The sequence below is a fragment of the Acinetobacter sp. 742879 genome (assembly GCF_000588535.1).
In the GTDB taxonomy this organism is placed as follows: Bacteria; Pseudomonadota; Gammaproteobacteria; order Pseudomonadales; family Moraxellaceae; genus Acinetobacter; species Acinetobacter pittii.
Genome location: NZ_JFYC01000003.1, coordinates 238,552 through 252,584 on the forward strand (window position 1 = coordinate 238,552; position 14,033 = coordinate 252,584).

Below are 14,033 nucleotides of genomic sequence, written 5' to 3' on the forward strand. Positions count from 1 at the left end.
ATGGCTACATCAAAACAAAGCTTATTATTGTCCTCACTCATGGGAAGCCTGCTGCTTGCAGGCTGCTCTTTGGCACCGGAATATCAACCTGCAAAGGTCATAGTTCCCGTCAAATTTAAAGAGTCTGACCCTAAACTTGAAGACAATAACTGGAAAATTGCTCAACCTGCCGATCAGCAGGTTCGAGGTGAATGGTGGCGTGTTTTTAATGATGCTCAATTAAATGAGCTCGAACAACAAGCCATTTCTGGAAACCAGAGCCTTAAAGCGGCAGCGGCTAATATTCAAGCTTCACGTGCGTTACGTTCAGCAGCACAAGCTGAACGCTTGCCAAGTATTGGTGCTGGCTTTGGACCGACTCGTCAAAAACCATCTCCAGCTTCATTGGGTCTAGATGACAATGCTCATACGTCTGCACAAACCTTATGGCGTGCTCAAGCCAATGTTTCATATGAGCTCGATTTATTTGGCCGTATTGCCAGTAGTGTCAATGCAGCAACAGCTGATGTACAGCAACAAGAAGCTTTATACCAGTCGGCACTTTTAGCCTTACAAGCAGATGTTGCCCAAGGCTACTTTCTCATTCGTCAGCTTGATGCTGAACAAGCAATTTATAATCGCACTATTAAACTGCTTGGTGAGACAAGAGACTTAGTTCAAACACGTTTTAGAAATGGTTTAATCAGTGAATTAGATGTTTCTCGCGCACAGACTGAACTGGCTACCGCCCAGACCAATGCACTGAACATTGCTCGTAACCGAGCCAATGCAGAACATGCACTTGCAGTATTGTTAGGCAAAACACCTGCTGAGTTTAGCTTGGCAGTTCAACCTTTAACTGCAAACAGCATTCGTCTTCCAGCAGGTTTACCTTCGGCTTTACTGGAAAGACGACCTGACATTGCGGCTGCCGAGCGTGCTATGGCAGCAGATAATGCGCGTATTGGAATTGCACGTGCTGCTTTCTTCCCAAAACTGGACCTAACAGGTGCACTCGGTTATGAATCATCAAGTTTAGGTGAGTTGGGTAAATGGTCGAGCCGTACATTCTTACTTGGTCCAGTGGCAGGTACTATTTTATCTTTGCCATTATTTGACGGTGGACAACGTAAGGCTGGAGTTGCTCAAGCACGAGCTGCCTATGAAGAAAGCGTGGCAAACTATCGCCAAACTGTGTTGAATGCATTTCGCGAAGTTGAAAATGGTTTATCAGATCAAAGAATACTTGATCAGCAAATTCAAGCTCAAAATCAAGCACTCTCCTCTTCTCGTCATGCAAATCAACTGTCTCATTTACGTTATCGAGAAGGTGCTATCAGTTATCTTGATGTGATTGACTCAGATCGGACTATTTTGCAACAAGAACAACTTTCTGCACAGCTTAACGGCACTAGAATGATGGCTAGTGTAAATTTAATCCGTGCATTAGGTGGTGGCTGGCATAATGCCGAGTCATCGGTAAAATCTAAAAGTTAATTCTTATCTAATTAACTTGATAAAAAAAGCGCCATACGGCGCTTTTTTTATATTTACAACTTATTGTGCGTATACAGGGAATTTTGCACAAACAGTTTCAACTTTCGCTTTTACGTCAGCAATAACTTTTTCGTCACCTTTGCTGTCAATCACGTCAGCGATCCAACCAGCAAGTTCACGAACTTCAGCTTCACCGAAACCACGAGTTGTTACCGCTGGAGTACCGATACGGATACCAGAAGTCACGAATGGAGAACGTGGGTCATTTGGAACTGAGTTTTTGTTCACAGTAATGTGAGCAGCACCTAACCAAGCATCTGCATCTTTACCAGTTACATCTTGCTTGATTAAAGATAACAAGAACAAGTGGTTGTCTGTACCGCCAGAAACAACATCATAACCACGAGCGATGAATACTTCAGCCATAGCTTGAGCATTTTTCACAACTTGTTGTTGGTAAGCTTTGAAGTCATCAGACATAGCTTCTTTGAAGCAGATTGCTTTAGCAGCAATCGCATGCATTAATGGACCACCTTGGTTACCAGGGAATACAGCAGATTGAAGTTTTTTCTCAATTTCTTCATTCGCTTTCGCAAGGATTAAACCAGAACGTGGACCACGAAGCGTTTTGTGAGTCGTCGTTGTTGTTACGTCAGCAATTTGAACTGGGTTTGGATATACGCCAGCAGCAACAAGACCTGCAACGTGAGCCATATCAACAAAAAGGTAAGCGCCAACTTTGTCCGCGATGTCACGGAAACGTTGCCAATCTACAACACGGCTATAAGCAGAGAAACCAGCAACGATCATACGTGGTTTGTGCTCTAACGCTAAACGTTCAACTTCTTCGTAATCGATCTCGCCAGTTTCAGCGTTTAGACCGTATTGAACTGCATTATAAGTTTTACCAGAGAAGCTTACTTTTGCACCGTGAGTCAAGTGACCACCGTGAGCCAAGCTCATACCTAAAACTGTATCGCCCGGGTTCAAAAGCGCTAAATAAACAGCAGAGTTAGCTTGTGAACCAGCGTGTGGTTGAACGTTTGCGTAATCTGCACCAAAAAGTTCTTTAGCACGATCAATCGCCATTTGCTCGATGATATCCACATCCTCGCAACCGCCATAATAGCGTTTGCCTGGATAACCTTCTGCATATTTGTTCGTAAGTTTTGATCCTTGCGCTTCCATCACAGCAGGAGAGCAATAGTTTTCAGATGCAATTAACTCGATATGTGCTTCTTGACGCTCACCTTCAGAAGCAATTGCTTGAGCTAATTCTGGATCAAATTCAGAAATGGAAATATTGGCAAACATTAGCGGGGGTCCTATAAATTAGGGCTTTTAAGCCGTGCTAAGATTGCGGCATATTGTAGCATGAACTTTATAATTAAACAGAATGAAGTTAGCTCAGTTTTAAATAAAAATGGCTCAAGTTTTATAAAAAATGAGCCATTGTTTATAAATCAAATAAAAAGCTCGTTTAAAGCTTATATTTTAAATTTATCCATCGTTAACTTTAGCTTACAACAATATTAAAAAGTCTTTAAATATCAATAACTCTATTGAGCTGCCAGTAAAGACTGAACATTTCCAACAATATTATCTACATTACTGCTCATCACCGTGCCATGATCCCAGTTACCCGTCACATAGCTATTAATTTTAGTGCCTACGACAGTGGCATTAAATATCAATAGATCAGTTGCTAATTTAGGTACTGTCGAATCTGCTACCCCTTGATAAATGATGATCGGTGTCGTGACTTTTACTTGTAACGGCTGCGAATCTTTTTCCAAAAACGTTTTAACTAGCGGCACAGCCATAAAATTAGGTTGTGTACGTGTAAAGCCATCTAGTGTGCCATTATGGTCTTTAGCATAATTACTCATACCCTCATAAAAGGCTCCATACAATGGTCCTGAACAAAGGTTTTCTGCTTGTGCGGCAATACTTGAAATTTGTGAAGTAAAGACTTGTGAATAATTAAAGGCAGGTTGTGTGTTGCGAATGCCAGCTGTAACCAAAGCTGTATATGTATCAAGCTGTGCATAGGTTGCAATTTTAATATCTATCGGTGCATTCGCAACTTGCGCCTCTCCATCTACTAAAATCCCCCCTAGATTAGAAGCAGGTGCTACCGCTACTGTACCTTTATAGTCTAGTTGTGCACGGCTCGCATATTGTGCAGCACCTAATGCAGCATGCCCACCCTGAGAATGTCCTACTGTTAACCATTTTTTTGAGGTTAATAAATTACGTTGTGATAAATAGTTACGTGCTGCAACCACTGCATCTGTAATTGAGAAAGCCTCACTTTTAACATTTAAAAATGGATGTATACCTGGTGTACCTAAACCTTCATAGTCAGGTGCGACCACAACATAACCTGCGGTTAGTAATTTACTAATTAAATCTTTTGTACTTTCTGCTAAAGCTGCTTTACTTGGTGCGCAAGCATCTGCCACACCCGTAGTGCCATGGGCCCAAACCACAATTGGCCAACCGCCTACTGGCGGTGGAGTGTTGGGTGTAAATACCAAACTGGTTGCCTGTACCTCTTGGCCACTTTGACCTAACATTTTATAAGTCAAAATACTACTTTCTGCGGCAACTGTTCCTAAGTTGGTGCTTGTGTAAGCCTCGACCTTAACCACTGGATTTTGAATATTATTGGTTGGTGTCCCTGATGGATTAGTAGGAGCTGGGCCATCATCACTACTCCCTCCTCCACAAGCGACTAAAAATAAACTCGTGCTAAGAACGCTCGTCATTAATAGGTTCATTTTCATTGGTATATCTTCCCTTAAATTCCATTTTTGTTTTGCTTTAGTTTTTTAATCAACATTTCCTAATGTCTTAAAATATTTACGCCTAATCTTTATTTTCCGCAAGTTCTATTGGATGAAATTAATCTCAGAAAACTCTATTTTTAATATAAATTAACGTTCTCGCTACTCTCAGGCCTCACTTCATGTTTTAAAGTGGGTAGCCAACTGTTAACATTCTTGATTACTCGTGATTGATTAAAGGGCAGTTATGCAAACCATTATTTTAGATACAGAAACACATACACTAAATGGTTTGCCAATTGAAATTGCGTATGCCCCGATTGAGATTAATGCAGGCAAGCTCACCTTAGATAAAAGCAAATTATTTGATCAACTTTATCAGGTTGGTACACCTATCTCTTACGCGGCTATGGCAGTACACCATATATTAGAGTCAGATTTAGAAAACCAGCCCCACTATAAAACTTTTAAATTGCCAGAGACTACAACTTATATTATTGGTCACAATATTGATTACGACATTGCCGCGATTGCTCGTTGTGGCGTGGATGTCTCTCATATCAAACCGATTTGTACTCTAGCTTTAGCGCGTAAAACTTGGCCTGAAGCAGAAGCGCATAATATTTCTGCACTCATCTATATGATTTCTCAAGGCAGCGGTAAAGCGCGAGAATTGCTCAAAGGCGCGCACCGAGCCGATGCGGATATTATTTTGACTGCTAATATTTTGATGCATATTGTCTATCATTTAAATATTCAAGACATTGAAGAGCTTTACCGAGTTTCTGAAGAAGCACGTATCCCTACGACTATTAATTTTGGTAAGCATAAAGGCACAGCAATTGCTGAACTTCCTAAAGACTATATTCAATGGTTATTACGTCAAGATGAACTTGACGTCTATTTACGTAAAGCGTTAGAAGGCGCATTTTAAAGACTTAAATAGATGATATTCATCAATTCTTCATCATATTGTCATTTTTGAGTTTTATGGTTAACCCCATTTATATTTTATTAAAAACAGTACTGTTCAACTGAGAAAATTGAACAGTCTGATTTATTTTTTATTTGGGGAAAAATGATGGCTGGTTTTTATCGAACCAATTTAGGAAGAGTCGCGCTTCAACAACGCAACATTACTTTAAATGCAAAACAAAGACGTTTACTACTATTAATAGATCACGAGGATTTTCAAAATTTAAATAGCGAATTTAAAAAACGTATTGCATCTCCAGAGCTTATTCAACAGCTTATCGACTTAAAACTCATTGCTCCTTCTGGCGAAAATTATTCAGAATTAAATGAACAAATATCTTTCCCACAATTATCCGTAACTCCAATAGAAGCTCATCAAAAAAATACTATAGATGATAATAAAAGTGATGATACAGTTAGTGAAATTCAGGTTACTCAATCATCATCTTTTCAACTTTCACCTACTGAAATTACCCAGCCATCAATTCCAGTTCAACAGCTCTCTTTTGAAGAGATACAACAGTTGATGAAGCAAAGCTTGAGTCAATATTGTGGGCTTATGGCAAAACCACTTATTCAGAAAATAGAGCAAATAAAAACGCTTCAAGAGCTTAAAATGTGCCAAATGCAATGGATTACCAGCTTACAGGAGTCGCGTATTCCCCCTAATGACCTAGCACATACGCTTCATTCTATTAATTATTCAATTCAACTTATTCAACAACGCATCTAAAAAAACAACAAGCTGCTGTTTAATTAAGCATTAAACTCACTTGTTACCTATTTCGTGCTTTACCTATGGGTGTTTTTTTCCTATGATGTGGCCCACACATGTGCGCTCGTAGCTCAGTTGGATAGAGTACAGGTTTCCGAAGCCTGGGGTCGTGGGTTCGATCCCCGCCGGGCGCACCAGTTTATATATAATAACTTCATAAATTTATCTCAATTTTATAAAATTCCGACTATTTTACTTGGTTTATTAATCATTATCGCTCAAAATATACCCCTCTTTCATAATGTGAGAATTTCATGACTGATGCTTTGGTTTTAAGAGATTTGTCCAAAACATATCGTAATGGTTTTCAGGCGTTAAAAGGTATTAACCTCACTGTGCCTGAAGGTGAATTTTATGCGTTGTTAGGCCCAAATGGTGCCGGCAAATCAACAACCATTGGTATTATCAGTTCCCTCACGAAAAAAACCGAAGGAACAGTTGAGATTTTTGGACATAATCTCGACACTCATCCATCCTTGGCAAAACAACAACTTGGCGTTGTCCCTCAAGAATTTAACTTTGGTCAGTTTGAAAAAGCGTTCGATATTTTAGTCACTCAAGCTGGCTATTACGGCATTCATAAAAAGATTGCAGAAAAACGCGCTGAACATTATTTAGAAAAACTAGGTCTATGGGAAAAGCGTAATATACAAGCACGCATGTTATCTGGTGGTATGAAACGCCGCCTCATGATTGCACGTGCCATGATGCATGAACCTAAACTTCTTATTTTAGATGAGCCTACCGCAGGTGTAGATATTGAGTTACGCCGTTCGATGTGGGATTTTCTAACCGAAATGAACGAAAGTGGTACTTCTATTATTTTGACTACACATTATCTCGAAGAAGCAGAAATGTTATGTCGTCAAATTGCTATCATTGACCGCGGTGTCATTAAAGAAGACACCAGCATGAAAAGTTTCTTAAACCAGCTGAGTGAAGAGTCTTTTATTTTCGATTTGGCAGAACCCATTGCCCCACTCCAGTTAAATATTATTGGTGTGAAGTTCAACTTAATTGATAGCAGCACTTTAGAAGTGACAATGGATAAGGCCCATACATTAAATGACTTATTCCAGCTTTTAGAATCACAAGGTATTCGTGTTCGTAGTATGCGAAACAAATCGAACCGTCTAGAAGAGCTATTCGTCAAAATGGTCGAGAAAAATCTTGAAGGAGAGGCAAAATGAATTTTAGCCAACTGCAAATTGCCCTCTGGACTCTAGTTCGTAAAGAAGTACGCCGATTTCTACGTATTTGGCCGCAAACCTTGTTACCACCTGCGATCACGATGAGTTTGTACTTTGTCATTTTTGGTAATTTGGTTGGTTCGCGCATTGGACAAATGGGCGGCGTGAGCTACATGCAGTTTATCGTACCCGGCCTCATCATGATGGCGGTTATTACCAACAGTTATGCTAACGTATCTTCAAGTTTCTTTAGTGTGAAATTCCAAAAGAGCATTGAAGAACTGATTATGAGTCCTGTGCCACTACATATTATTTTGTGGGGCTATGTCATTGGTGGTATTTGCCGTGGTGTATTGGTCGGAGCAATTGTGACAACAATGAGCATGTTCTTTACAGACCTTTTTATACATAACTGGTTTGTGACTATATATACAGTCTTAATTACATCTGTTTTATTTTCCTTAGGCGGCTTCATTAATGCAGTCTATGCAAAATCATTTGATGATATTTCTATTATTCCAACTTTTGTCCTTACACCTTTAACCTATTTAGGTGGTGTGTTCTATGCCATTAGTGCACTTGGCCCTTTTTGGCAAAAACTTTCTTTAATTAATCCTATTGTGTATATGGTTAATGCTTTCCGTTTCGGCATTTTAGGTCATAGTGACGTAAACGTTACGTTCTCTTTAATCATTGTGACATTATGCTGTGCTGTACTTTACGGAATTGCATACTATTTACTTGCTCGTGGTTCAGGAATGCGTGAATGAGTGTCGAACAGTCTTTATTGGGTAAAGAAACTCAATATCCAACTAACTATCAACCTGATGTTTTATTTCCAATTGCTCGTGCTCAGTCTCGTGAAGCCTACTCGCATATTGAAGGTATTACACAAGGTAAAGATTGGTGGCATGTTTTTGAAATTTCATGGTTAAACGCTCATGCTATCCCGCAAGTTGCTATTGGCAGAATTACACTGCCAGCTTCTTCACCAAATTTGATTGAATCAAAGTCATTAAAACTTTACTTCAATAGCCTTAACTTCACTCAGTTTGACTCTAAACAGTCGTTTATTGAAACGGTTGAAAAAGATCTATCTGCTGCGGCAGGTGCAAAAGTTGAGTTAACCTTATTTCAAGTAGATGATTTAGACATTTCTAAACCTCAAGGTATTTGTATTGATGACCTAGATCCAGAGCGTTTAGAGCAACATCCAGATGCGACTCTTTTAAAACGAGATGCGTCTGATGAAGAAGTCGAAATTGAACTATATTCTCATCTTTTAAGAAGTAACTGCCCAGTCACGGGACAACCAGATTGGGGTACAGTTTTTATCCGTTTTAAGGGCAAAAAACCTTGTTATCGTAGTGTTTTAGCTTATATTATCTCGTACCGTCAGCATAACGGCTTTCACGAACAGTGTGTCGAGCAGATTTTTGCGGATATTTGGCAAAATTTGCAGCCTGAAAAGCTGATGGTTTATGCAACTTATACTCGTCGCGGCGGACTTGATATTAACCCTTGCCGAGTATCGGATCTTTCATGGATGCCAAAACCGATTCGATTGGCACGACAATAAAACGAATAATTTGAGGATACACCATGCCGTTTTTTGGTTTTACCCCTTCTGAAGGCTTATTGAACGATATACAAACTGGAATTGCGAACAAAAATTCTAGTGAGCCTTTATACCCACTTCGCGATAAGATTGCTTTACAACTTAATGAAGAGATTATTGATAATGTCTTAATTCAGTTAGTTCAGCACTTCCCTGCAAGTGAAAAGCGCGATACTGCCGAAAAACTAGCAGGCTATGTCAAATCAACAGTCGCTGTTCTTTTAAAACAATTGTTAAGCAAAGCGCCAAACGATGTTGTTAAACAGTCAGTAGAGTTCTCTGAAAAAAGCTTATTTAAAGATCCACAAGGTCAATATAAAGTAGGTGTAACTCTAGATCCTAGTTTAGTCACTAATCTTCAGCATAACTTCACTGAGCTTAAGGCGGGTAACGATATCAATAAAGCTGCATTGGCTGAACTGTATAAACAGTTTGGAGATGCTATGGTTAAACATTTTATGTCTGATTTTAATAAGACATTAGACCTTGGCATGATTAAGCGTAAAGCAGCTGATATTGGTGCGGCAGCTGTAACAAAAGCAGTTCATATTGCGATCGATAAACTGATCCCTAGCTTAAATCGCACTGAACTAAAAGCGATGGCTGAATATCACGAAAGTCTATTCTTTAACTAATAAAAAGTAGCCTATCGGAAACCTAGCGAGAGCTAGGTTTTTTTATTGCAAAATATTGATATACATTGCCATTAATCAGGTTTATGTTAGCATGCGCCAAGCACTGATTGACCTAGTTAACGCCGCATGTCTCCTAGCCCACAATATAAGTTTTTACGCCAAGCTCCTCGAGATGGTCTTAGCACCGCTATGCAACCATCAAGGTGGCAACAACTCCACATTGACCCGTGGTTATGTCTATTTTTGCTATTAAATGCGCTATTAGGTTTAACCGTACTATATAGTGCTTCGGCACAGGATGTAGGTCTGGTCAGTAAACAAGCCATGAGTTTTGGTATTGGCTTTTTAGTGATGTTTGGTCTAGCCCAAATTCCGCCTAAGGTCTATCAAGCGTTTTCCCCATACTTTTATTTGTTCGGCCTATTTTCGCTTGTGGCAGTTATGGTATTCGGTGAAGTCCGAATGGGTGCTCAGCGCTGGATTGATATTCCCGGTTTCGGAAGTGTCCAACCCAGTGAGTTCATGAAAATCGGCATGCCGATGATGATTGCATGGTTTCTAGCACGAAAACCTCTTCCTCCTAGTTTTTCACAAGTTGTTTTATCATTAATGTTAATTGGTATTCCCTTTTTACTGATTGCAGAACAACCTGATTTAGGGACATCACTTTTAGTATTAGCAAGCGGTATATTTGTCTTATTTTTAAGTGGACTATCGTGGCGAATGATTGGTGCAGCTGCCGCATGTGCAGCAATCGTAATTCCAATTGCGTGGGAATTTCTTTTACACGACTATCAACGCCAAAGGGTTTTAACTTTACTTGACCCCGAGGCAGACGCACTCGGTACGGGTTGGAATATTATTCAATCTAAAACTGCAATTGGTTCTGGTGGTTTTTCAGGTAAAGGCTTCCTTGAAGGTACCCAATCACATTTACACTTTTTACCCGAAGGACATACTGACTTTATTATTGCTGCATATTCCGAAGAATTTGGACTCATCGGTGTACTTATTTTAGTAATTCTTTATTTTGCCATTATTTTTAGAACATTCCAGATCGGTTTACAAAGCTTCCATAACTATGGACGTTTAGTTGCTGGCGCCTTTGGTTTGTCTTTTTTTGTTTATGTATTTGTAAATGCGGGAATGGTCAGTGGTATTTTACCTGTAGTAGGTGTTCCTTTACCTTTTATGAGTTATGGCGGAACAGCTATTATTACTTTAATGGCCACCTTTGGTTTAGTCATGTCCATTCATACACATCGATAATCTGGAATTTTAAAACGATATGTTGTCTCAACACTTAAATAAAACTTTAAAAATGCTCGCTTTGTGTACTGGCTTAATCAGTACAAGTCATTTCGCTCAGGCCAACGATTTTGCAACACATCCTGATTATTTGAATTTTAAACAAAAAACGATGAATGCTTATGGCTTAAGTAGCGATCAAGTCGATGCAGCCATGAGTGGCGCAAAAAATTTACCAAACATTCTAAATATTATGACTCGTCCGGGTGAAAGTAAGCCTTGGTATGATTATCGCTCTATGTTCTTGGTTGAAGGCACAATTCAACGTGGTGTCCGTTTTAAAAATCAATATGCAGATGCGTTAAATCGTGCAGAACAACAATATGGCGTATCTCAAGCTGTCATTTTAGGTATTTTGGGCGTTGAAACAGGTTATGGCGCAAATAAAGGTTCTTTTATTACACGTGATGCTTTAGCTACCCTTGCTTTTGGCTACCCTCGCCGTGCTGAATATTTTGGTGATGAGCTAGCTGCTCTTATTGCATGGACTTATAAAGAAGGCTACCCAACAAATAGTATTGTTGGTTCCTATGCAGGTGCGATTGGCTATCCACAATTTATGCCAAGCAATATTAGTAAATATGGAGTGGATTATGACGGTAATGGACATATCGACTTAAGAAACTCAGCAGAAGATGCTATTGGATCAATTGCAAACTACTTAGCAAAACAAGGTTGGCAACGCGACCAACCGATCGGGTTTATGGCTCGTTACACTGGGGCAAATCCAGAAAGTATTATTGCTAAAGATTTAACGCAACCTTTCCCATATGGTGCATTAAAGACACTCGGTATTTCTCCATTGAATCCTTTAGTTAAAATTGATGATCTCGATATGGTGAATGTTATTCAATTACAAGACTATAATGGTCCAATTTACTATTTAACTTACCCGAATTTTCAAGTGATTACGACTTATAATAAGAGCCGTATGTACGCTACTGCTGTATGGTTATTAGGCACCGAAGTAGCTAGCCGATAGGCTAGCTTTTTTATACTTTATGTAAAAGTCAATAAATATTTTTGTTAAATAGATCGCAATACATACATTTTTAATAACTTGTTACATTATTGATTATTTTTTAACCTAAAACTGTAAGTTTTTGCCCTTTTTGTAAAGATTTCTCGTTAAAGACTAGACACTCTCCGTAACCGATGAATATTATCCACCCCAATATAGCAATTGCAAAAGTGAATAATAAGGCATGTTCACTTTAAATTTCAGTCAATGGCTGGAAGAAAAAAGTACATGTTCTCAGGAGTTTATACAAATGCAGTTATCGCTGAAATACGTTCTTGCACTGACGGCTAGTTTAAGTATGGCCCCACTGCACGCTGAAATGGTGCAGTCATCATCATTAAACAGTGATGTAGATGGTCCTAATCTAGCAGCACGTGTATTGAGTAAAGATACTCAAAACTTTAATTCTCGTTTTTCTAACATTAACAGTCTTTCAATCACTGAACGTTCTGGCGATCAAATCCGTCGTCAAGCTATCGCAGCAAAAATTGAAATCCCTGAAGATGAGCCTTCAGTGATTGAAAAACTTAACACAGTAGCTTCAAACACTGTTCGTAAGTTTAGCCAAACTGGTATGGCATCTTGGTATGGTCGCCAATTCCATGGTCGTAAAACAGCAAGTGGTGAAACATTCGACATGAATGCTTTAACTGCTGCTCACCGTAGCCTACCGTTGAACTGTTATATTCGAGTAACGAATAAAGATAATGGTAAAAGTGTAGTTGTAAAAGTAAATGACCGTGGTCCTTTCCATGGCAACCGTGTACTTGACCTATCATACGGTGCAGCTAAACGTCTTGGTATTACCAATGCTGGAACAGCTAAAGTAAATATTGAGCGTGTTGATGGCCCAACTTCATAAGTTATAGCCTCTCGAGTTCATGTAAAAAGCCGCAATTTTTTCTGCGGCTTTTTTATATTTTAAGTTATCAAAATAAATCCTAACTTAAAGTTAAAAAATCCTCTTTTTTTGACCCTTATCCAGCTCTAAATTTGAATATTTTTTAAACAAAAAACAATGTTTATTTAATACCAGTTAATTTTACGTCTAATTTGCGTTTAGAGCGTCTTTTTTAAATTTGCGCTACCCTAGTACCATTTCTTCAAAACAAAGGCTATTTATGGCGTTTTTAGAGTAGATGAGTAGAGCTTTTTCATACAATTTTCCCATCAATCTCAAAATCACACTTTTTTAGATGATTTCATCATCTAGCCACACAGAAAAAATATTATGAAAAATCCCCCCATTCTTGTGGTCGAATTGTCCACCTTGTCAATCACACTCGTATTATTTTTTCATTTGCCCTTTCTTAGGTTTTTTAATACAACGCTCCCTATAGTTGAATAGTGTTAGTTTCTTGTCGAGATCCTCAAGAACAGGCTAAAATATACTCACAAAAAATAAATCAAAGTTAAAACAAGGAGTGTGCTACTAATGAAATCCATTACTGAATGGTTTGATGAATATAGCGAAAGTCATCAAAATCCAACCAATAAACAAATTCACTGGCTTTGCGTTCCCGCCATTTTATTTTCTATTATTGGAATCATTGCACATTTCAGCACATTGCTTACTGCTTTATTACTTGTGTTGACCTTAGTATTTTATGCACGTTTAGATCTTGTGCTTGCTGTGGCAATGGCTGCTTTACTTGTTGTTATGGCATGGCTCATTTATACCCTACCTGTAGGAGTCGGGTTTTATATCGCTATTTTTGTGATTGCTTGGGTTGGACAATTTTACGGACATAAAGTCGAAGGCAAAAAACCTTCGTTCTTTAAAGATTTACAATTCCTACTAATTGGACCAGTTTGGTGTATGGATGCTTATCTCTCAAAAATTTTACCTAAATGGAAAAGCAGACAACAACAAGCTCCTGCTTAAAGATTAACTTAAAGCTGAATCCTTTCGATTCAGCTTTTGCATGTTAGTAATTTATTAGAAAATTTATAAAATAAAAAAATCCTAAACTTGCTATCACACTTAAAAGAACTTTTTTTAGGTACATAGCGATTACAATACAAAAGATTGCTGCATAAATATAAGGATTATTTATCACGCCTCTTAAATGATTACCATCGAAAAAAATAACTGGAATACAAATTGCAGTTAACAAACAAGGTGCAGAATAGTTAAGCATCTTATTCAGAATAAGCGGCAGTTTAATTTTTACTTGAGGTTCTAAAAAATAATAGCGATTAAAAAAGACGATTGCTGCCAAGCCTAAAATCATAAACCAAGACAT

The 14,033-nt window shown here is 38.6% G+C and carries 15 protein-coding genes and 1 tRNA gene; 13 read left to right on the forward strand and 3 right to left on the reverse strand.

Annotated features, from left to right (window positions below):
* Window positions 1-1,476 (forward strand): efflux transporter outer membrane subunit, encoded by a 1,476-nt coding sequence (locus J690_RS10475; protein ID WP_032035687.1) that lies wholly within the window; start codon window positions 1-3, stop codon window positions 1,474-1,476.
* A gap of 60 nt (window positions 1,477-1,536) precedes the next feature.
* Here J690_RS10475 and glyA read toward each other — a convergent pair whose 3' ends face one another.
* Complete coding sequence (gene glyA / locus J690_RS10480; RefSeq protein ID WP_031968618.1) at window positions 1,537-2,790, reverse strand: serine hydroxymethyltransferase; 1,254 nt, start codon at window positions 2,788-2,790, stop codon at window positions 1,537-1,539.
* A 60-nt stretch (window positions 2,791-2,850) separates the two neighbouring features.
* Between glyA and J690_RS23790 the strand changes: the two genes are divergently transcribed.
* A complete protein-coding gene (locus J690_RS23790) occupies window positions 2,851-3,012 on the forward strand; it encodes a hypothetical protein (RefSeq protein WP_002118133.1) in 162 nt (53 codons plus the stop codon).
* Window positions 3,013-3,035: 23 nt separating this feature from the next.
* Here J690_RS23790 and J690_RS10485 read toward each other — a convergent pair whose 3' ends face one another.
* The gene (locus J690_RS10485; RefSeq protein ID WP_032035689.1) at window positions 3,036-4,265 is read right to left on the reverse strand and encodes an alpha/beta hydrolase; all 1,230 of its coding nucleotides are present in this window, start codon (window positions 4,263-4,265) and stop codon (window positions 3,036-3,038) included.
* Between the two features lie 247 nt (window positions 4,266-4,512).
* Between J690_RS10485 and J690_RS10490 the strand changes: the two genes are divergently transcribed.
* From J690_RS10490 to J690_RS10540, 11 genes are all read left to right on the forward strand, one after another.
* Entirely contained in the window at window positions 4,513-5,199 is a 687-nt protein-coding gene (locus tag J690_RS10490; RefSeq protein WP_032035691.1) for a putative quorum-sensing-regulated virulence factor, read from the forward strand.
* Window positions 5,200-5,343: 144 nt separating this feature from the next.
* Window positions 5,344-5,973, forward strand: coding sequence for a hypothetical protein (locus J690_RS10495; protein ID WP_081313442.1), 630 nt, complete (start codon window positions 5,344-5,346; stop codon window positions 5,971-5,973).
* Between the two features lie 102 nt (window positions 5,974-6,075).
* Window positions 6,076-6,152 (forward strand) — tRNA-Arg (locus J690_RS10500).
* Window positions 6,153-6,269: 117 nt separating this feature from the next.
* Entirely contained in the window at window positions 6,270-7,205 is a 936-nt protein-coding gene (locus J690_RS10505; RefSeq protein ID WP_002118101.1) for an ABC transporter ATP-binding protein, read from the forward strand.
* Window positions 7,202-7,975: an ABC transporter permease gene (locus J690_RS10510; RefSeq protein WP_002118099.1), complete on the forward strand. Its 774-nt coding sequence runs from the start codon at window positions 7,202-7,204 to the stop codon at window positions 7,973-7,975. Before J690_RS10505 ends, J690_RS10510 begins: the two co-directional genes overlap by 4 nt.
* The gene (queF, locus tag J690_RS10515; RefSeq protein WP_017386539.1) at window positions 7,972-8,784 is read left to right on the forward strand and encodes an NADPH-dependent 7-cyano-7-deazaguanine reductase QueF; all 813 of its coding nucleotides are present in this window, start codon (window positions 7,972-7,974) and stop codon (window positions 8,782-8,784) included. The genes J690_RS10510 and queF overlap by 4 nt, the downstream gene beginning before the upstream one ends.
* 23 nt (window positions 8,785-8,807) lie before the next feature.
* Window positions 8,808-9,458 (forward strand): hypothetical protein, encoded by a 651-nt coding sequence (locus J690_RS10520; RefSeq protein WP_002118229.1) that lies wholly within the window; start codon window positions 8,808-8,810, stop codon window positions 9,456-9,458.
* 126 nt (window positions 9,459-9,584) lie between these two features.
* Entirely contained in the window at window positions 9,585-10,727 is a 1,143-nt protein-coding gene (gene rodA / locus J690_RS10525; RefSeq protein WP_005068220.1) for a rod shape-determining protein RodA, read from the forward strand.
* A 19-nt stretch (window positions 10,728-10,746) separates the two neighbouring features.
* Complete coding sequence (gene mltB / locus J690_RS10530; RefSeq protein WP_032004596.1) at window positions 10,747-11,748, forward strand: lytic murein transglycosylase B; 1,002 nt, start codon at window positions 10,747-10,749, stop codon at window positions 11,746-11,748.
* A 289-nt stretch (window positions 11,749-12,037) separates the two neighbouring features.
* On the forward strand, window positions 12,038-12,649 hold the full coding sequence (locus J690_RS10535; protein WP_002118141.1) for a septal ring lytic transglycosylase RlpA family protein: 612 nt from the start codon (window positions 12,038-12,040) through the stop codon (window positions 12,647-12,649).
* 573 nt (window positions 12,650-13,222) lie between these two features.
* On the forward strand, window positions 13,223-13,672 hold the full coding sequence (locus tag J690_RS10540) for an Mpo1 family 2-hydroxy fatty acid dioxygenase (RefSeq protein WP_032004595.1): 450 nt from the start codon (window positions 13,223-13,225) through the stop codon (window positions 13,670-13,672).
* 43 nt (window positions 13,673-13,715) lie between these two features.
* On the opposite strand, the gene J690_RS10545 is transcribed toward J690_RS10540, so the two are convergent.
* Entirely contained in the window at window positions 13,716-14,033 is a 318-nt protein-coding gene (locus tag J690_RS10545; protein WP_016145923.1) for an AzlD domain-containing protein, read from the reverse strand.